This is a genomic window from Psychrobacillus sp. BL-248-WT-3 (genome assembly GCF_012843435.1).
Lineage (GTDB): Bacteria > Bacillota > Bacilli > Bacillales_A > Planococcaceae > Psychrobacillus.
Genome location: NZ_JABAFC010000003.1, coordinates 39,309 through 58,585, shown reverse-complemented (window position 1 = coordinate 58,585; position 19,277 = coordinate 39,309). Strand labels below are relative to the sequence as shown.

The 19,277-nt window shown below is 38.6% G+C and carries 20 protein-coding genes; all 20 read right to left on the bottom strand.

Features of this window, described 5'->3' with window-relative positions; translation table 11 throughout:
• Positions 1-48: 48 nt before the first annotated feature.
• Positions 49-903, bottom strand: a complete 855-nt coding sequence (gene ylqF, locus HF876_RS03020) for a ribosome biogenesis GTPase YlqF (RefSeq protein WP_169358577.1) — start codon at positions 901-903, stop codon at positions 49-51.
• 77 nt (positions 904-980) lie between these two features.
• Positions 981-1,541, bottom strand: a complete 561-nt coding sequence (gene lepB, locus HF876_RS03015; RefSeq protein WP_169358576.1) for a signal peptidase I — start codon at positions 1,539-1,541, stop codon at positions 981-983.
• A gap of 655 nt (positions 1,542-2,196) precedes the next feature.
• On the bottom strand, positions 2,197-2,541 hold the full coding sequence (gene rplS, locus HF876_RS03010; RefSeq protein ID WP_169358710.1) for a 50S ribosomal protein L19: 345 nt from the start codon (positions 2,539-2,541) through the stop codon (positions 2,197-2,199).
• A gap of 127 nt (positions 2,542-2,668) precedes the next feature.
• Positions 2,669-3,397, bottom strand: coding sequence for a tRNA (guanosine(37)-N1)-methyltransferase TrmD (gene trmD, locus HF876_RS03005; RefSeq protein ID WP_169358709.1), 729 nt, complete (start codon positions 3,395-3,397; stop codon positions 2,669-2,671).
• Positions 3,397-3,912, bottom strand: coding sequence for a ribosome maturation factor RimM (gene rimM, locus HF876_RS03000; protein WP_169358575.1), 516 nt, complete (start codon positions 3,910-3,912; stop codon positions 3,397-3,399). Before rimM ends, trmD begins: the two co-directional genes overlap by 1 nt.
• A 110-nt stretch (positions 3,913-4,022) precedes the next feature.
• Positions 4,023-4,253 (bottom strand): KH domain-containing protein, encoded by a 231-nt coding sequence (locus HF876_RS02995; RefSeq protein ID WP_169358574.1) that lies wholly within the window; start codon positions 4,251-4,253, stop codon positions 4,023-4,025.
• 14 nt (positions 4,254-4,267) lie between these two features.
• Positions 4,268-4,540 carry a 30S ribosomal protein S16 gene (gene rpsP / locus HF876_RS02990; RefSeq protein WP_053590001.1) on the bottom strand — a complete coding sequence of 91 codons (273 nt, stop codon included), beginning with the start codon at positions 4,538-4,540 and terminating at the stop codon, positions 4,268-4,270.
• A gap of 102 nt (positions 4,541-4,642) precedes the next feature.
• Positions 4,643-5,998 (bottom strand): signal recognition particle protein, encoded by a 1,356-nt coding sequence (gene ffh, locus HF876_RS02985; RefSeq protein ID WP_169358573.1) that lies wholly within the window; start codon positions 5,996-5,998, stop codon positions 4,643-4,645.
• A gap of 13 nt (positions 5,999-6,011) precedes the next feature.
• Positions 6,012-6,338 carry a putative DNA-binding protein gene (locus HF876_RS02980; protein ID WP_169358572.1) on the bottom strand — a complete coding sequence of 109 codons (327 nt, stop codon included), beginning with the start codon at positions 6,336-6,338 and terminating at the stop codon, positions 6,012-6,014.
• A 70-nt stretch (positions 6,339-6,408) separates the two neighbouring features.
• A complete protein-coding gene (gene ftsY, locus HF876_RS02975) occupies positions 6,409-7,428 on the bottom strand; it encodes a signal recognition particle-docking protein FtsY (RefSeq protein ID WP_169358571.1) in 1,020 nt (339 codons plus the stop codon).
• 15 nt (positions 7,429-7,443) lie between these two features.
• On the bottom strand, positions 7,444-10,998 hold the full coding sequence (gene smc, locus HF876_RS02970; RefSeq protein WP_169358570.1) for a chromosome segregation protein SMC: 3,555 nt from the start codon (positions 10,996-10,998) through the stop codon (positions 7,444-7,446).
• 3 nt (positions 10,999-11,001) lie between these two features.
• A complete protein-coding gene (rnc, locus tag HF876_RS02965; RefSeq protein ID WP_169358569.1) occupies positions 11,002-11,760 on the bottom strand; it encodes a ribonuclease III in 759 nt (252 codons plus the stop codon).
• A 180-nt stretch (positions 11,761-11,940) separates the two neighbouring features.
• The gene (gene acpP, locus HF876_RS02960) at positions 11,941-12,177 is read right to left on the bottom strand and encodes an acyl carrier protein (RefSeq protein ID WP_169358568.1); all 237 of its coding nucleotides are present in this window, start codon (positions 12,175-12,177) and stop codon (positions 11,941-11,943) included.
• A 113-nt stretch (positions 12,178-12,290) separates the two neighbouring features.
• Positions 12,291-13,037: a 3-oxoacyl-[acyl-carrier-protein] reductase gene (gene fabG / locus HF876_RS02955; RefSeq protein ID WP_169358567.1), complete on the bottom strand. Its 747-nt coding sequence runs from the start codon at positions 13,035-13,037 to the stop codon at positions 12,291-12,293.
• The gene (fabD, locus tag HF876_RS02950) at positions 13,030-13,980 is read right to left on the bottom strand and encodes an ACP S-malonyltransferase (protein ID WP_169358566.1); all 951 of its coding nucleotides are present in this window, start codon (positions 13,978-13,980) and stop codon (positions 13,030-13,032) included. The genes fabG and fabD overlap by 8 nt, the downstream gene beginning before the upstream one ends.
• Positions 13,973-14,968 carry a phosphate acyltransferase PlsX gene (gene plsX, locus HF876_RS02945; protein WP_169358565.1) on the bottom strand — a complete coding sequence of 332 codons (996 nt, stop codon included), beginning with the start codon at positions 14,966-14,968 and terminating at the stop codon, positions 13,973-13,975. Before plsX ends, fabD begins: the two co-directional genes overlap by 8 nt.
• 14 nt (positions 14,969-14,982) lie before the next feature.
• Positions 14,983-15,549, bottom strand: a complete 567-nt coding sequence (gene fapR / locus HF876_RS02940; protein ID WP_169358564.1) for a transcription factor FapR — start codon at positions 15,547-15,549, stop codon at positions 14,983-14,985.
• Between the two features lie 96 nt (positions 15,550-15,645).
• A complete protein-coding gene (gene recG, locus HF876_RS02935; RefSeq protein ID WP_169358563.1) occupies positions 15,646-17,694 on the bottom strand; it encodes an ATP-dependent DNA helicase RecG in 2,049 nt (682 codons plus the stop codon).
• Positions 17,684-18,583 (bottom strand): L-serine ammonia-lyase, iron-sulfur-dependent, subunit alpha, encoded by a 900-nt coding sequence (sdaAA, locus tag HF876_RS02930; RefSeq protein ID WP_169358562.1) that lies wholly within the window; start codon positions 18,581-18,583, stop codon positions 17,684-17,686. Before sdaAA ends, recG begins: the two co-directional genes overlap by 11 nt.
• Before the next feature lie 11 nt (positions 18,584-18,594).
• Entirely contained in the window at positions 18,595-19,257 is a 663-nt protein-coding gene (gene sdaAB / locus HF876_RS02925; protein ID WP_169358561.1) for an L-serine ammonia-lyase, iron-sulfur-dependent subunit beta, read from the bottom strand.
• Positions 19,258-19,277 lie beyond the last annotated feature (20 nt).

Sequence of the window (19,277 nt, the reverse complement as noted above, 5' to 3'; positions counted from 1 at the left end):
TATAAATCGAGAAAACCCTCTTTACCAGAAGGTAAAAAGGGAATTTTTTCACTCATATTCATCTACAAAATCGAAGGTCAGCTTACCTAATTGCTGATTTCTTATATCACGAACAATTAGCTCAGCCACTTGATCATAGTCAATTTCACCGCCGGATGCAAAGCATCTTCTGAGTTTACCAATATGATCAAAAGTGTCTACTAAATCCTCACTGATTTTTGTAATATTATATCGCTCTTCCATTCTCTTTGGATAATGTTCTTCTAAAAAACGTAGCCCATATACTGCTAAGTCTTCCATGTTGATAACAGCATCCTTAATGGCGCCAGTTAAAGCAAGTTTATAGCCTATTATTTGGTCTTCAAATCTAGGCCATAAAATACCCGGCGTATCTAATAGCTCTATTTCCTTTTCTACTTTAATCCATTGCTGTCTTTTGGTTACACCTGGAGTGTTTCCGGTTTTAGCAATATTCTTTTTGGCAAAGCGATTAATTAAAGTAGATTTTCCAACATTCGGAATGCCTACAATCATAGCTCTAATTGGTCTAGGTTTAATCCCACGTTCTTTCATACGGTCCCATTTAGGCTTTAAAAGCTCTTTAGAGGCTTTAAAAACCGCTTGGAGTCCTTTCCCTTCCAAAGAGTTTATTGCAACAGTAGGGTGCCCTTTTGACTCGAAATAAGCTATCCATTTTTTGGTTTGCATATCATCAGCCATATCCACTTTGTTTAGAATAAGTAGTCTCGTTTTTTGATGGACTACCTCGTCTAACATAGGATTTCTTGAAGACAATGGTAAACGTGCATCTATCAGTTCAAAAATAATGTCTACAAGCTTTAGATTCTCGGTAACTTCTCTTCTTGCTTTGGCCATATGACCTGGAAACCATTGTATTGTCATATTGCACCTCCTTCTTAAAGCACTAGCTATTTTCTAATAGCCGGGAAGAAGAATCACCTTCTTACGCACTACTTTGGTTATTTTACAAAACCAGCCTCACCAATTGGCCAAAATACTAAATTTGTTTTCCCTATAATTTCATCGATTTCAATTAAACCGATCATTCGGCTGTCTTTACTGTATAAGCGGTTGTCTCCCATAACGAAAACATATCCTTCTGGGATTTTTTTGTCTCCAGTGATACTTTCAAGCGTAAAGTCCCCAGTTAATGTTCCTTCTGTTAACTCGCTCTTTTTTTGTTCTAAGTAAGGCTCAGCAACTTCTTTTCCGTTAATGTAGAGCTGGTCGTTTTTATACTCGACATGATCGCCAGGAAGCCCTATTACACGTTTTATATAGTTTTTCTGCTCAGGAGCATGAAAAACTACGATATCAAATCGTTTTGGTTCACCGACCACGTAACCAATTTTATTCACTAACATACTATCCCCATTTTCTAAGGTCGGCATCATAGATTCTCCGTCCACAATTATAGGGGTAAATAAAAAGAGTCGAATTAATGCTGCAAGTCCAAAAGCTATTAATAAAGCTTTCGACCATTCCCATAACTCATTCTTTTCTTTTTGTGCTTGTCCCATTCACTTGCCCCCTTTATATACTCTTATATTGTACAAGGAAAATGTAAGAGTGGCAAAATAAAATCGTCTAAATTCAGTATATATAGAGAAAATATCTAAAATAAAATGATCATTGGAGATGATTTCATAAATCCTTTTATAAAAAGGCTATGTTTAAGGGTAGGGTTGATTTATGATGCAAAGAAATCTTAAATCAGAGAGTAGAATTGATTTTCGCCCCAGCCGGACGCTTTCCTCCGGGTGAGCGATCAGCCATCCCGCAGGAGTCGCCGTCTGGGCTCCAATCAAAAAATAGGAACATCTTTGATGCATCGATAAATTGCTTATAAATTTACTCGCATAAAATAAAGCCGAAAAACTGTACCCAATCCCAATTTCATAATCTTATAAAAAACCCAATCAATCTCAAGGATCACTTTCTATACGCTTCCCAATTAGTATATGTATTTAATTGCTACTCTTGGCCGATACGTTCTGCTAGTTACCTCACTTCGAAAACACTGACGGGTTATCTTAACAACTACTTTAAAAATAGATAATCTATATACTTCTCTTAAATACAATAATTATCCACAAAGAAAAAAATGTTGCAGCAAAAGTGAGATCACTTTTTCCTGCAACATTCACATCAGGCAACTTTGCCTTACTTACACTATTAGCGACGCTCTTTAATACGAGCAGCTTTACCGCGTAGTTCACGTAGGTAGTACAATTTAGCACGACGAACTTTACCACGACGAATAACTTCTAGGTTAGCAATTTTTGGTGTGTGTACTGGGAAAGTACGTTCTACACCAACACCGGAAGAGATTTTACGAACTGTAAAAGTTTCGCTAATTCCGCCTCCACGACGTTTAATTACAACACCTTCGTACATTTGGATACGTTCGCGAGTTCCCTCAACAACCTTAACGTGTACACGAACTGTGTCACCTGGGCGGAATGTAGGAAGATCTGTACGTAATTGATCTTTTGTGATTTCTGAAATAATGTTTTGCATCATTTTCTCTCCTTATATAGAATGCTCTTACACACATAGCTGTTGCAGCGGAACACCCAAAATCAGTACTTCACATAAAAGTACATAGTAAAATATATCATATTGACTGGCTATATGCAATTATAAATTATAACTCTTTTAATTGAAGCATTCTTTTTTCAGTATCTGTTAGTTCTGCATTTTCTAGAAGGTCTTTCCTTCTTTCGAACGTTCGTTTTAGAGACTGCTCTCTTCTCCATTGGTCGATAGCTGCATGGTTTCCAGACAGCAACACATCTGGAACCTTGTAGCCGCGATATTCTACTGGTCGAGTATAATGTGGATGCTCTAGCAAGCCCGTAGAAAAAGAATCTTGCTCATGGGAAGCAGCCTTGCCAAGAACATTGGGGAGTAATCTCACAACACTATCTACTACAGTCATAGCAGCTAATTCTCCACCGGTTAAAACAAAATCTCCAATTGAAATTTCGTCTGTAACTAAATGCTCCCTAATTCGCTCATCGTAGCCCTCGTAATGACCACAGATAAAAACAAGCTCCTCTTCCTTCGCTAATTCCTCTGCTTTTTGCTGATTAAAGCGTTCTCCTTGGGGGCAGAGCAATATAATCCGTCTGTTCCCACTAGAGCTTGGAGGAAGAGCCTCAATGGCGTTAAAAATAGGTTCTGGCTTTAATACCATCCCTGCCCCACCACCATAGGGATAATCATCAACCTGATGATGCTTGTTACCAGAATAGTCTCGGAAGTTTACTACATCAATCGATACCTCATTTTTATCCTGCGCTTTTTTCAAAATAGATGAGTTGAACACTCCCGTGAACATCTCTGGAAAAAGCGAAAGAATATGAATTTTCATCATGACAATAAACCTTCCAGTACCTCAATAGTGATTTCTTTTTTATTCACATCTATTTTTTTCACTACATCCTCAATATATGGAATATAGTGTGTCTTCCCTTTGACCGGCTGCACAGTCCATACGTCATTTGCTCCAGTTTGAAGTATTTCAGTAACGGTTCCAATTGTCTCACCCTCGGTAGAAACAATCGTACAGCCAATAATTTCATGATAGTAGTATTCATTTTCTTCTAACTCTGTTAGATACTTCTCAGATACTTTTAACGTTGCATCACGAAAGCCTTCTACATCTTTCAGTAAGGTATAACCGTCAAAAGTTAATAAATCAAAATTTTTATGCTTACGGTAGCTTGTAATTTTAACGATGATTGGTTTAGATCCATCTTTTTTAAAAAGACCAAGCTCATTTCCTACCTGATAACGCTCATCTGGAAAGTCAGTAGTAGAAATGACACGAACCTCTCCCCAAATTCCGTGGGTATTGACGATTTTTCCAACATTGTACCATTCCATTGAATAAATTCCTCCTATCAAAAAAGGAAGAACAAAGTGTTCTCCCTCTTCTCATATTACATTTACCTCTTTAGAATTTCTTCCCTGAGGTATTAGCTTCACAAGTGAAGTTAATCTAATATATCGACATATGTTTTCTTTTGGTGACTGCCTGCTGCTGAGTAAACAATTGTACGAATAGATTTAGCTACTCGGCCTTGTTTGCCAATTACTTTTCCCATATCTTCAGGATGAACAGAAAGTTTGTAAACTATACGGTTTGCACTTTCGTCCTTTACCACCTGAACTTTGTCTGGATAATCAACTAATGGTTTAACGATTGCTTCGATCAGCTGCTTCACAATGTCCCCTCCGATTATTTGCCGAGTTTTGCGTTATGGAATTTTTCCATGATTCCTTGTTCAGAGAACAAGTTACGTACTGTATCAGATGGTTTCGCACCATCTTGAAGCCATTTTAACGCTAATTCTTCGTTAATTTTAACTTCTGCTGGTTTAGTAAGTGGGTTGTAAGTACCTACTGTTTCAATTTGACGACCGTCACGTGGTGAGCGAGAGTCTGCTACTACAATACGATAGAAAGGAGATTTTTTAGCTCCCATACGTTTTAAACGAATTTTAACTGCCATTTTTATTGCACCTCCGAATAGTTTCACACAAGATAGTATATTATCAAGGTTTTAAATGTTTGTAAAGTGTTTTTTCTTAACACCTTATTTTTTTAAGGAAAATTACTTAAAAAGAGAATCAAATCCTGGCATTTTCATCTTTTTCTTTCCTTTTTGTTGCATATTTGTCATTTGCTTCATCATCTTTTTCATCTCTTCAAATTGCTTTAGAAGTCTATTAATGTCTTGAATAGATGTTCCTGATCCTTTAGCAATTCTCTTTTTTCGAGCTCCGTTAATAATTTCAGGGTTAGTTTTCTCCTGCGTAGTCATTGAATAAATAATGGCTTCGACACGATCCATTTGCTTCTCATCAACTTTCGCATTTTCCAATCCCTTAATTTTATTTGCTCCTGGAAGCATTTTTAAAATCTCGTCAAGAGGTCCCATTTGCTTCACTTGGCTTAGCTGCTCCAGGAAATCATCGAACGTAAAAGATTGCGTACGGAACTTTTCTTCCAGTTCCTTCGCTTTTTCTTCGTCAACATTAGCTTGAGCCTTTTCGATTAAGGACATCATGTCTCCCATGCCTAAAATACGGGATGCCATGCGTTCTGGATGGAAAGTCTCTAAAGCATCCATTTTTTCACCCATACCTACAAATTTAATAGGTTTTTGAGTAATGGAACGGATGGAAAGGGCTGCCCCACCGCGTGTATCACCATCTAATTTCGTAAGTACGACCCCTGTTATACCAATAGAGTCATTAAAATTGTTAGCTACATTGACCGCATCCTGCCCTGTCATTGCATCTACAACCAAGAACACTTCGTCAGGCTCTTTTAATGCACGAATATCTTTAAGCTCTTGCATCAAAGTTTCATCAATGTGTAAACGCCCTGCTGTATCGACAATCACTACATCATAATGTTCTTCCTTTGCATGCTCAAGACCCTGCTTCACTATTTCCACAGGAGAAATGTCCGTACCCATTTGGAATACTGGTAAGGAGAGTTGTTTTCCAATCGTTTCAAGCTGTTTCACTGCTGCCGGACGATAAATATCCGCAGCAATTAACAAAGGCTTCTTGTTATACTTTTTTCGAAGTACATTTGCAAGTTTACCAGTAGTGGTGGTTTTACCAGCACCCTGTAATCCGACCATCATAATAACAGTAGGGGGTCTTGAAGAGAATGCGATCTGGCTCTGCTCGCCTCCCATTAGCTGGGTCAATTCATCTTTTACGATTTTAATGACCTGCTGACCTGGAGTTAAGCTTTTCATCACTTCTTGCCCAACAGCCCGTTCAGAGACGTTTTTAACAAATTCTTTTACCACTTTTAAGTTAACGTCTGCTTCCAGTAGTGCATAACGAACTTCACGCATCATTTCTTTAACATCAGCCTCAGAAATTTTGCCTTTACCTTTGATTTTCTGAATCGTCCCTTGGAGACGCTCAGCTAAACCTTCAAATGCCATGCAAGCTCGCCTCCTAATCCCATTCTTTTAATTGCTCAATGAGTTGAGTCAGTTCTTCTGATGATTGTTCATTTGCTATTTGCATAAGCTGTTTAGTCGTTTCTTGTCTCTTTTCGAATTTGGAAAAAAGATTTAACTTTTCTTCATACTCTTCCAGCATCATTTCAGTGCGACGTATATTGTCATAAACAGCCTGTCTGGATATATTATATTCCTCTGCAATTTCGCCGAGTGATAAATCATCTAAATAATAAAGCTGCATATAGCTTCGTTGTTTATCTGTCAATAAAGCCTGGTAAAAATCGAAGAGAAAATTCATACGAGTCGTTTTTTCAATCATTCCCATCTCTCCTTACCATGAATGGTTCATCTAATAGTTTATAAAGACTAGCTTTAACTGTCAAGTAAAATTACTTGTCTTCTGATGTTTCTTCTAGTTCTAACCCTTCAGCAAATAATCCATAAACATATTTTTCTGCATCAAATGGCTGTAGGTCATCCATTTGCTCTCCGAGACCAACAAATTTAACTGGTATATGTAGCTTATTGCGGATAGCAAGGACTATACCGCCTTTTGCAGTACCGTCAAGCTTTGTTAACACAATTCCAGTAACATTGGTCACTTCTTTAAATGTCTGTGCCTGAACAAGCGCATTTTGTCCTGTAGTGGCGTCTAATGCTAACAATACTTCATGCGGAGCATTAGGCACTTCTCTAGTAATAACTCGGTGAATTTTTTCCAACTCATTCATCAGGTTTACTTTATTTTGCAAACGACCTGCTGTATCACAAATAAGCACATCAGCTTTTCTGTTTTTGGCAGCACGAATAGCATCATACATAACAGCAGCCGGATCCGAACCTTCTGCCTGTTTTATAACCTCTGCACCTACACGATCGCCCCACACTTGAAGTTGATCAATAGCACCTGCTCGGAAAGTGTCCCCAGCAGCAAGCATTACTTTTTTTCCTTCTCCATTTAGACGATGTGCAAGTTTACCGATAGTAGTTGTTTTACCAACTCCATTAACACCGACAAATAAGATAACTGTTAGTCCTTCTTCTTCGATGTGAAGCTCTGTTAGATCCTCATCACCAGCCTCATATATCTCAACAAGTTTTTCAGAAATAACAGATTGGATTCCGGCAGTATCTTTAATATTTTTACGCTGAACCTCAAAACGCAATTTGTCCATTAACTCCACTACGGTTTCAAATCCAACATCTGCTTGAAGCAAAATTTCTTCAAGTTCCTCAAAGAAATCCTCATCTACCTTACGATATTTTGCTACTAAATCATTTACTTTAGAAGTAAATTGATTGCGTGTTTTCGATAGTCCTTCTTTAAATTTATTGGTAATCGAAACTGTTTCTTCAGCCTCTGGTGTAGAGCCCAACATTTTTTCTTTCATTTTTTTAAAAAAGCTCACAGTAGAACCTCCTGTTTAAGTGACTAATTCTTCTTCTAATTTTACAGATACAAGCTTGGAAATCCCAGATTCCTGCATAGTGATACCATACAGTACATCTGCCCCCTCCATCGTACCCTTACGGTGGGTAATGACGATAAACTGCGTATCATGACTAAATTTCTTTAAATAGTCGCTATAACGCGTAACGTTTGCCTCGTCTAAAGCAGCTTCCACTTCATCCAGGATACAAAAAGGTACAGGACGAGTATGTAGAATTGAAAATAACAAGGCAATAGCAGTTAGTGCTCGTTCTCCACCCGACAATAAAGAAAGATTCTGTAGCTTTTTGCCTGGAGGCTGTGCCACTATATCTATCCCCGTATCCAACATGGAGGTAGGATCAGTTAAAATTAAGTCTGCCTGTCCGCCACCAAATAACTGTCTAAACACTACCTTAAAGTTTCTTTGAATGTCATTAAACGTAGATTCAAAGCGTATAGTCATTTCTTCGTCCATCTCTTTAATAACCTCATGCAATGTATCTTGAGCAGAAAGCAAATCCTCTCTTTGTTCTGTTAAGAACGAGTGACGTTCGCTGACTTGCTCGTATTCCTGTATAGACCCTAAGTTAATAGGTCCAAGCTCTTCTATAGAACGTTTTAATAGTTTTACTTTTTTGCGAGCAAGCTCCTCATCCATGTCAAAAGGATAGTCTCGCTTTGCTTCATCCAGGGACATTTCATACGTCTCTTCTAGATGTGTTTGAAGTGAATTAGTTTCCACCTCCAGCTTGCTCAACCTTAGTTCTAATGCACGCTCGTCGTTAGAAAAGATACTTAAATGTTGCTGTAGCATCTTTAATTGGCCTTCAGATTCGTTTACTCTTTGAGAAAGTCCAATTCTTTTCTCTTTGTCCTTCGTTATTTGCCCCTGTAAATAATCTTTTTTCTGTTTGTTAGTGGCAATCATTTGGTCAATTTGTTCTGGAGATGGACCTGTTTGGTCATCATTCTCAAACCAGCTGATCTCTTTTTCTAAAGTACCAACTTTTTGAACACAATATTGAATATCCTGTTCCAGCTGTTTCTTTTCTTTCTCTTGTTGCGTCACTTGCTCATTTACTACAGCAATAGAGGACAGCAGTTCGCCAAGTTCATTTTGTACTTTATCTTTTTCTTGCATAGACTGCTGCTTTAACAGTTGCAGTTGATCGATCGTTTTTTGAATGGAAGCTAACGATTCATTAATCTCCGCACTACGCTTAGCTGTTTGTTCTTTTTTACGAACTAGATTCTCATGCAGGTTATTCTTTTCAGTTTGAACCTCATCAAATTCAAGCAAGCGATTGGTTAAACGAGAAATTATAGCTCCACATTCTCTGTCTTCTGACAATAGTTTATGCTCTTCTTCTCGCAAAGCTTCCCCAGAGAGACGCGCTTCCTCTAATGCAATTTTAATCTGTTGAACTTGCTGTTTTTTATGAGCAACTGATTTTTCTGCTTGAAGTACGGATTGTTCTAGTTCTACAAGCTTATCATTTAATTGCTCTAACTCAGCTTTTCGTGTAAAGACAGATGACTGTTGTTTTACAGACCCCCCTGTCAAGGAGCCTCCTGCATTTACAACATCACCGTCAAGTGTTACGAAACGGTATCTAAATTGAAGACGTGCCGCCATTTCGTTTGCGCCCTTTAAATCTTTTGCAATAATAATATTACCTAGTAAACTTTCAATGATTATTTTATAGTCTGTATTGTAATTGACAAGCATATCTGCCGTATTCACAAAAGATGGATGCTCCTTGATTGGAGCCAGCGTCTGCTCGTTCAATTTACGCGACTTCATAACCTGAAGTGGAAGGAAGGTAGCTCTTCCAACTCTTTTCTTTTTCAGCCAATCAATAGCCATCCGTGCATCCTGACTAGTATCAGTAATAATATGCTGAGACTGCTGGCCAATAGCTGTGTCAATTGCATTCATATAGTTAGATGGAATTTGGATTAGTTCAGCTACTGCGCCATGAATCCCTTTGAGCTCTTTTTTATCACGAGCAACTAATACTTCCTTAACTCCCTGGAAATACCCTGAAAACTCGGATTCGAGCTCTGTTAAAGAATCCTTTCTAGCCTGCATTTGATGCTTCATTTGATAGGCTTTTTGAAGCAACGTTTGCTGTTCTTCATAAGAGGCTTCTAAATGCTCCGATGATTCTCGCTTTGTTTTAAAGTCCTGCACCTTTTGTGCCAAATCTTTCTGACATGCTTCCAGCTGCTTCTCTATCTCTTTTTTTCGATTTGTAAGCTTTTCTAACTCGTCTTTGATCTCCCGATAATCTTCAATAATTTTCTCAGAAGACACTAGTTCAAATTGAAGCTGCTGTTCCATATGCTTCATTTCATTTTTCATTGTTGCTTCTTCATTTAACAAATCAATGTAAGTGCCCTTCAAAGTTTCGATTTCCTCTTCAACCTCTGAAGCTGACCTACTAAGAACATGATCGATTTGTAATTTTTTTGCTCGAAGTTCTTTTAAAGACAGTTTCTTTTTAGAGCTAGAAGAAATATTTTCTTCTAGCTGTTTTTCAAGTACTTGAAGTCTCGTCTTTTCTTCTTCCAAAGCTCTTCTTAGCTGCGATATTTGCTGACTAGCATTTTGTTTTTTCTCAGCAAGCAACAGTTTTCTTCCCTCAAGACGTTCTAATTCAGAACTTACCTCAAGTAACTCAGTCTGTTCCTTGTCTAGCTTTTCATCTGTGGAGCTAATGGTTCTTCTTATAGATAAAATATCTGACTCTGCATTACTAATCTTTGTCAAAAGCGCCGTTTTTTGCTCTTCTATTTGTTGAAGCTGATTATGTAGCTCTTTACTTTCTTGTACAAAAAGATTCAAGTCGTGAGCAATCACTGCTATTTCAATATCCTTTAGTTCTGTAGACATCTCTAAATAATCTGTAGCAAGAGATGATTGAATTTTGAGTGGCTCCATTCGACCATCTAGTTCATGGAGAATATCAAGCACTCGATTTAAGTTATCATCCGTTTCTATCAGCTTAAATTCTGCTTTTTTCTTACGTTGTTTATACTTAAGGACGCCGGCGGTCTCCTCAAATATCGTTCTTCTATCTTCAGGTCTGCTATTTAGTATTTCATCAACACGTCCCTGTGAAATAATAGAGAACGCTTCTTTTCCAAGACCGGAATCCATAAATAAATCTATAATATCTTTCAATCTACACGTTTGCTTGTTTAGAAGATATTCACTATCTCCTGATCGGTAAACCCTTCTCGTAACACTTATTTCAGTAAAATCTAATGGAACACGACGATCAGAATTGTCTAATATTAAAGTAACCTCTGCAAAGTTTAACGCCTTTCTTGAATCGCTCCCTGCAAAGATAACATCTTCCATCTTTGTTCCACGGAGTGATTTGGCAGATTGCTCACCTAGCACCCATCTGATTGCATCTGTAACATTACTCTTCCCACTACCATTCGGACCTACCACTGCAGTTACTCCTGGGACAAAATCTATCCCAACTCGATCTGCAAATGATTTAAATCCTATAATTTCTAATCTCTTAAGGAACAACGATTATTCCCCCTGTTCTTGATCCTTTATTGCGAGTATCGCTAGTCTAGCTGCTTGTTGCTCTGCTTCTTTTTTAGAACGTCCTATTCCGACGCCAAGTTCCGTTGTATTTAAAATAACACGCGAAACAAAGGTACGGTTATGTGCCGGACCCTTTTCTTCTACAATTTCATAGCTAAGTGCACCATTGTTTTTTTGTTGAATGACTTCTTGTAGTTGGCTTTTATAATCCATCACATGCGAAAAAGCACCGACTTCGATTTTAGGGAAGACAATCTTTTCCAAAAAGGAAACGACTACCTCTAATCCTTGATCCAAATATAATGCACCGATAAATGCTTCGAATACGTCCGCTAAAAGTGCCGGTCTTTCACGTCCGCCAGTTAACTCTTCTCCTTTTCCAAGGAGCACATACTTACCAAATCCTAATTCGTTTGCAAACACAACTAAAGAAGGCTCACAAACAATCGCTGCTCGAAGCTTTGTAAGCTGCCCCTCACTCATAACCTCGTATTGCTGGAATAAGTATTGAGAAACAGATAATTCTAATACGGCATCTCCTAGAAACTCTAAACGCTCATTATCGGTGAAAAATTTACGTCGATGCTCATTCACATAAGATGAATGGGTAAAGGCTTGATACAATAATGTTGGATTATTGAACTCGATTTCAAAATGACTTTGAAATTTTTGAAACTGTTGTTTAACACTCTCTGGGAACCCTGTTTTTTTAGGGTGGTTGCTTTTTCTATTTACTTTCATCCTGATCTGCCTTTCTTACTTAACATCTATCTGTTTAAGTTTACCTGTTTCTATAGCAATGTGCAAAAAGAAATAGAGACGCTTTTAATTATTCATACGAATAGTAAAAACGTCTCTGTTGCTATTTAACTTAATTCACCTTTATATAAAGAATATATATATAAAGGTGACTATTTAATATTAGCCTTGCTTGCTTTCAATATAGCTAACTGCGTTACCCACAGTAGAAATATTCTCCGCATCCTCATCCGAAATTTCCATATCGAACTCATCTTCAAGCTCCATCACTAACTCCACTACATCTAGTGAGTCAGCACCTAAATCATCACGGAAAGATGCTTCTAATTTTACTTCGCTCTCGTCTACACCTAGACGATCAACGATCACTTTAGTTACACGTTCTAAAACTGTTGACAAATTTGTCACCTCCCCTCAATGATTATACAAAAAACTTTTAGTCTATGAAAGGCTAATTCACATGAAATATAAATACTTACATCAGATCGTGCTTATTAAGTTACAGATGGTCATTACATATACATACCGCCATTAACATGAAGCGTTTGCCCAGTAATATAATTAGCATCCTCTGATGCCAAAAATGCTACTGCTTTTGCTATGTCTTCTGGATTCCCAAACTTCGCTAAAGGAATTTGGCTCAACATTTGACTTTTAACTTCTTCAGGAAGAGCATCTGTCATATCAGTAGTTATAAATCCAGGTGCAACCGAGTTAACAGTTATATTACGACTCGCTAATTCTTTTGCAGAAGATTTCGTTAGACCAATGACACCAGCCTTAGCCGCAACATAATTAGCCTGTCCAGCATTTCCAGAAACTCCAACAATAGAAGTTATATTAATAATACGACCATTTCGTTGTTTCATCATTTGTCTCGTAACAGCTTTTGTGCAGAGAAATACCCCTTTTAGGTTCGTATTCAATACATCGTCCCATTCCTGTTCCTTCATGCGCATAATTAGATTATCACGTGTGATACCAGCGTTGTTAACTAAAATATCAATAGATCCGAAGACTTCTAAAGTTTGCTTAACTAAACGTTGAACATCATCGGCTTGGTCAATATTAGCTTGAGCTGCAAAGGCAATTCCTCCGCGCGCTTTTATTTCTTCTACAACGGCTTCTGCTTTCTCTTTGCTGCCACTATAATTGACTACTACCTTAGCTCCCTCGTTTGCTAAGTAAATAGCTATATCCTTACCGATTCCACGAGAAGCACCTGTTACAATTGCAGATTTGCCTTCTAATTTACCCATTGATAACCTCTCCTATTTCCGTAATGGCTTGCTGGAAGGAAGCCTCGTCATATACACAATAAGTTGTAACAGATCGATCTATTTTTTTAACTAAGCCACTCAGCACTTTACCTGGACCACATTCAATAAAGACGTTGACACCAAGATCAAGCATTTGTTGAATCGATTCTTCCCAACGAACGGGCGAATATAATTGTTCGACCAATAGGGACTTCACGTCCGCTGCATCCTCTACAGGAAGCGCCGTAACATTAGAAATTACTGGAGGTTTTGCAGTTGAAAGTTTAATAGAATTGATTGCCTCATCTAATTTATGTGCAGCAGGTCTCATTAATTCAGAATGGAAGGGACCACTCACAGTTAAAGGAATTGCTCTTTTAGCCCCTGCTTCTTTCGCTTGTTCAGAAGCTTTTTTGACTCCTTCTGCTGTACCAGAAATAACAATTTGACCAGGACAATTAAGATTAGCAATTTGCACAATGTCACCAGCTTGCGTAACCTTTTGAGTTACCTCAGCTAAAGAAGTAGCATCTAATCCTAATATGGCTGCCATTGTTCCTTCTCCTGCCGGTACAGCTTCATTCATGAAAAGACCACGTCTATGAACTAATAATACCGCATCCTCAAAACTAATTGCCCCAGAGGCAACTAAAGCAGAATATTCTCCCAGGCTATGCCCAGCTGTATAATCTGGAGTAATTCCAGCCTCGATTAATAATTTTGCAATCATTGTACTGGTTGTAAGTAAAGCAGGCTGTGCATGGTAGGTTTTAGTCAACTCCTCAGCCGGTCCATTCAACATAATATCTGATAAAGAAAAACCTAATTTTTGATCTGCTGATTCATAAATCTTTTTACTTTCACTGTTGTTTTCTATTAGCTGTTGCCCCATCCCTACTGATTGAGACCCCTGTCCAGGAAATATAAAAGCAATTTTAGTCATCGGAAGATTCCTTTCGTAATGTAGTGTAAATAATCTCAGAAACATTATTTTCTACCATTGTCCGTGCTTGTCTGATCGCATGAAAAATCGCTCTGCTATTAGAGGAACCATGTGCTTTAATAACTGGAGCCTTTAATCCAAATAGCCCAGCTCCACCGTACTCAGAGTAATCCAATTTATTTTTAATACCTTTTAACTGATCTTTTACTAGCAACGCTGATATTTTTGTTTTTGTCGATGTATTAAAAGCTTCTTTCAGCAAGGTAAACATCGCCGCGGCCGTACCTTCAATCGTTTTTAATACCATATTGCCTGTAAACCCATCTGTTACTACTACATCAGCTACGCCATTTAAAAGATCTCTAGATTCAACATTTCCTATAAAATTCACAGGTGTCTCTTTCAACAGTAAAAACGCGGCTTTAGTAAGCTCATTTCCTTTTTTGTCTTCGGTTCCTATATTCAGTAGGCCAACTCGAGGGTTTTGAATACCACGCACTTTTTCTGCATACACACTTCCCATTACAGCAAATTGCTGTAAATGTTCCGGTTTGGCATCTGAATTTGCACCAAGGTCAAGCATTACAAACCCTTTCCCGTCTATTGTTGGGAGGGTGGGAGCAAGCGCTGGACGATCTACTTGATCTATCCTACCAACTACAAAAAGTCCCGCTGCCATTAGAGCCCCTGTGTTACCCGCAGAAACACATGCATCTGCCTCACCATTTTTCACCGATTCAGCCATTTTAACCATCGAGGAATTTTTCTTTCTACGAATAGCTCTAACAGGCTCATCAGTTCCTTCAATCACTTCATCGGTATGAACTACGGTCAAGCGGTCATGCTTAGTTACAAGTGATTCTAATTTACTTTCATCACCATATAAGATAATGTTCAAATCGTCAAAAGCTTCTAGAGCCTCATAGGCTCCCTTTACTATTTCATGAGGGGCGTTGTCTCCGCCCATTGCATCTATCGATATTTTCATTTTTACACACCTTTTTACTTCATAGTTTCTCTATACATATTGAATTCTCCAACAAAAACAGTCTCATTTTCTACCTTACTTGTCACTTGAATAACTGTATTTTTCTTCTCAGTGTCATTAGATAGGACAACTGCTTTTGCAATAACACGATCACCGGCTTTTACAGGCTTCACAAATGTAATATTAGATTTTCTAGTTAAGGCCAGTTCATCATTAATAACAGCTACAGCCAATGAGTTTGCTTGTGCAAAAAGATGATGTCCCCGTGCAATACCGTTCCTTGCAAACACATGGTCCTGCTTAATATCTAATAGTGATATTGCCTGTTTGTCTAAATCTATATCTATAATTTCTCCAATAACCTCATCAATTGGGAGAGACTTTACCTCTTCTTCAAAATTATGAGCTGCAACTGATTTAATCCTCTCACGCAATTCTGGGATGGATAACTCCATTCGATCTAATCGTATGGTTTGCACGCTTACATGAAAAGTTGCCGCCAGGTTTTCGTCTGTTATAAAAGGGTTTTTATCTAGCGTTTCTAGTAAAAGCCTTTGTCTTTCTTTTTTCGTATATTTCAAGCTATTCACCACCATTTTAGCACTTGGTACTAATATCAGTATATAAACAATAAAAAAAGAATGCAAGAAATGATTTAGTTCATCCTTGCATTCTTTTTAATCAATTCTTTCCCCATCTAGTGCTTTAGAGTCAACCAAGGCATTCCGTAGACCTTCCATTTCATCGGAATTCCAAAAGTGCTCAGATTCCAATAAACGCTCGGCATCTATTTTCGCTGTATTTAATGCACGATAATCATGAACTAAATCTGCTATTTTAAACTCAGGTAATCCACTTTGTTTTTTCCCAAAGAAGTCACCAGGTCCTCGTAGCTCTAAATCTTTCTCCGCCAAGACAAAACCATCATTCGTCTCCGTCATGGACATCATTCGTTCCTTCCCTTCTTCTGTCTTAGGATCAGCAAGAAGGATACAGTACGATTGGTGTTCTCCACGCCCAACCCTACCACGTAGTTGGTGTAGCTGCGCTAGTCCAAAGCGCTCTGCATCAAATATAATCATAAAGGATGCATTAGGAACGTTTACTCCGACCTCAACTACCGTTGTCGAGACTAATACTTGAATATGCCCCTCAGTAAAATTCCTCATCACTTCATCTTTTTCGTCAGGATGAAGCCGTCCGTGCATCAAGCCAACCGAGTAATCTTTTCCGAGCTCATAAGACATCATATTATAAACATCCACCGCATTTTGGACGTCTAGTTTCTCGGACTCCTCAATTAGAGGGCAAATGATGTAGGCTTGTCTGCCATTAGCCAACTCTTTCTTAAGACGACCTATAAGTTTAGGAAGCTGATCTTCCTTCATCCAATGAGTATCAATGGATTTTCTTCCTGCCGGCATCTGATCAATGACAGAAACATCCATTTCCCCAAAAGCTGTTATGGCTAAGGTGCGCGGAATAGGTGTCGCTGTCATAAAAAGTACATCTGGATTTTCTCCTTTTTCTTTTAAAACTCTTCTTTGAGCCACACCAAAACGATGTTGTTCGTCAATAATAACTAAACCAAGATTTTTAAATGAAACATCAGGTTGAATCAACGCATGTGTACCTATGAGTAAATCAATATTACCCGCTGCTAAATTTTCTAGCACGATTCTTCTTGCCTTTTGCCTAGTAGAGCCAGTTAATAGCGCTATTCTTACACCAATAGGTGAGAGCCACTCATCTAAGGAAGCTGCATGTTGCTCCGCCAAAATTTCCGTCGGAGCCATCAAAGCACCTTGATAACCTGCCGTTATGACGGCATATAAACAGATTGCAGCAACTACAGTTTTCCCTGAGCCTACATCTCCCTGCAAAAGTCTGTTCATTCGATTAGGTGCTTTCAAGTCACGACAAATCTCATTAACTACTCTCTTTTGTGCATCAGTCAACTCATAAGGTAAGGATTCAATTAGCTTTTTCACTCGTTCATTATCAAAGGAAACGCCATTTCCAACATTTTGTTCTTTGCGTACCTTTTTAATGGCCTGCATTTTCAACTGGAAGTTAAGTAATTCCTCGTAAACAAACCGTCTTCTAGCATTTTTGGAATGTTCAGCATCCAGCGGGAAGTGAATTCCCTCGAGAGCCTCCACCATTTCAGGCAATTTATACATCGAGCGGATAGACTCCGGCAAAGGATCCATGATATCCCCTTTTAACTCATCTAACGCCTGCCGCATAAATCTTCTAAAAACTTTCTGGCTTATGGAGCCTTTTAACGAATAGACAGGTTCAAAATCCTGTTGGTCTGTCTTTGGTCCTACTGAGAACGTCGAAACATTAATAACTTGTCGTCCTCTATCCCATTTACCAGTAACAGTAATGACAGAACCTGGAGTTATTTTAGATTTCAAATAAGCTTGATTGAAAAAAACAGCCTTGATCAAATGCTGGCCTGCCAACAATCGAACCTGCAGTCTGGATTTATTTTTTCCTAAAAAAAGAAGAGAAGGTTCACTTTCGACCCTTCCTTCTACAGTTACTCTCTCATTATGGGCAGTTTCTGCTAGGTTTTTTAATCGAAAATCCTCATGCCTATAAGGAAAGGTCATTACTAAATCATCTAGTGTAACTATTCCTAGTTCCTCTAAGGCTTTAGCTGTTCCTGCACCTACACCCTTTAGAGAAGTAACTAAACTGCTTCTCTTATTTTCCACTGCTGACCACAGCCCCACCAAAGATTTTAGCTTCTAGCCATTTTCCTGTTGGTGTAGCAGCTAAGCCTCCTTGAGCAGTTTCTTTTAATGCTGTTGGCATCGTTTGGCCTATTTTATACATAGCATCGATTACTTCATCACAAGGAATACGACTTGTTACCCCCGCGAGTGCCATATCTGCTGCCACTAAGGAATTAGAGGCTCCCATCGCATTTCTTTTCACACATGGTACTTCTACTAGCCCTGCAACTGGATCGCATACTAATCCAAGCATATTTTTTAAAGTTATAGCAAATGCCTCAGAGCTTTGGGCAGGAGTCCCTCCAGCCATCTCTACTATCGCCGCGGCAGCCATACCAGCCGCTGATCCAACTTCTGCCTGGCAGCCTCCTGCAGCGCCAGATATAGAAGCGTTGTTCGCTACAACAAATCCAAATGCCCCTGCTGTAAATAAATATCTGATCATTTGCTCACGAGTCGGGTTCAGCTTGTTTTTTACCGCAAATAGAGTTCCTGGGACTACTCCTGCCGAGCCCGCTGTAGGTGTAGCACAAATAGTTCCCATCGCCGCATTTACTTCATTCGTAGCTACAGCTTTACTTACAGCATCTAGCATCAGTTCTCCAGAAAGGGAATTCCCCTTTTTCATATAAGCTTGCAAAAGAACAGCGTCTCCACCAGTTAATCCAGAAGTAGAACGAACTCCCTTTAGTCCCTTTTCTACTGCTTCTTCCATAACTGTCAGATTACGATCCATTTGTGACATGATTTCTTCACGAGTGCGTTCTGTTATAAGAATTTCTTGTTCTATCATAATCTCAGATATAAGCTTATTTTCTTTTTCAGCTTTTTCTACTAATTCTCGCACATTGCGAAATAAGACTTCCATCATAACCCTCCTTAATCTACAATTCTCGTAACCTTCGTTATGTTAGGTAGAGTTGTAATTTCATCTAAAATATCTTTACTCACATTTTGATCCACTTCAATTACCATCAATGCCATATTTCCTTTCTCTTTTCGAGAAACCTCCATATGACCGATATTAATATTGTGCTTAGCTAAACAATTGGCAACGCTTGCAATACATCCCGAACGGTCATTGTGAACAACTAATATCGCTGCCAAGTTGCCTGACAATCTTAACGGAAAACCATTTAGCTCTGTTATTTCTGTTTTCCCGCCACCAATAGAAATACCAACCACCGACATTTCACGTTCGTCGTCTCCTAATACAATTCTAGCTGTATTCGGATGCTCAGTATGTCCTGTCTCAGGTATAAACTCATAGGATAGACCGACCTTTTCTGCTTCACTAAACGACGTTTTAATACGCTCATCAAAGGTATCATAGTCCAATAAGCCACCGATGATCGCCACATCTGTACCATGGCCTTTATATGTTTCGGCAAAAGAGCCATAAAGATGGATTTTTGCCCAAGTAGGTTGCTTTCCAAATAAATCTCTTGCTACCCTTCCTATTCGTGCTGCTCCAGCAGTATGGGAAGAGGACGGTCCAATCATAACGGGTCCAATAATGTCAAAAACAGACTTAAATTTCATTTGACAGACCTCACTTTCAT

What these genes read in the sequence shown, in the direction of transcription:
- ylqF (WP_169358577.1), bottom strand. Translation starts at nt 903, where the DNA reads ATGACAATACAATGGTTTCCAGGTCATATGGCCAAAGCAAGAAGAGAA.
- lepB (WP_169358576.1), bottom strand. Translation starts at nt 1,541, where the DNA reads ATGGGACAAGCACAAAAAGAAAAGAATGAGTTATGGGAATGGTCGAAA.
- rplS (WP_169358710.1), bottom strand. Translation starts at nt 2,541, where the DNA reads ATGCAAAACATTATTTCAGAAATCACAAAAGATCAATTACGTACAGAT.
- trmD (WP_169358709.1), bottom strand. Translation starts at nt 3,397, where the DNA reads ATGAAAATTCATATTCTTTCGCTTTTTCCAGAGATGTTCACGGGAGTG.
- rimM (WP_169358575.1), bottom strand. Translation starts at nt 3,912, where the DNA reads ATGGAATGGTACAATGTTGGAAAAATCGTCAATACCCACGGAATTTGG.
- rpsP (WP_053590001.1), bottom strand. Translation starts at nt 4,540, where the DNA reads ATGGCAGTTAAAATTCGTTTAAAACGTATGGGAGCTAAAAAATCTCCT.
- ffh (WP_169358573.1), bottom strand. Translation starts at nt 5,998, where the DNA reads ATGGCATTTGAAGGTTTAGCTGAGCGTCTCCAAGGGACGATTCAGAAA.
- HF876_RS02980 (WP_169358572.1), bottom strand. Translation starts at nt 6,338, where the DNA reads ATGATTGAAAAAACGACTCGTATGAATTTTCTCTTCGATTTTTACCAG.
- rnc (WP_169358569.1), bottom strand. Translation starts at nt 11,760, where the DNA reads ATGAAAGTAAATAGAAAAAGCAACCACCCTAAAAAAACAGGGTTCCCA.
- fabG (WP_169358567.1), bottom strand. Translation starts at nt 13,037, where the DNA reads ATGGGTAAATTAGAAGGCAAATCTGCAATTGTAACAGGTGCTTCTCGT.
- fabD (WP_169358566.1), bottom strand. Translation starts at nt 13,980, where the DNA reads ATGACTAAAATTGCTTTTATATTTCCTGGACAGGGGTCTCAATCAGTA.
- plsX (WP_169358565.1), bottom strand. Translation starts at nt 14,968, where the DNA reads ATGAAAATATCGATAGATGCAATGGGCGGAGACAACGCCCCTCATGAA.
- sdaAA (WP_169358562.1), bottom strand. Translation starts at nt 18,583, where the DNA reads ATGGAAGTCTTATTTCGCAATGTGCGAGAATTAGTAGAAAAAGCTGAA.
- sdaAB (WP_169358561.1), bottom strand. Translation starts at nt 19,257, where the DNA reads ATGAAATTTAAGTCTGTTTTTGACATTATTGGACCCGTTATGATTGGA.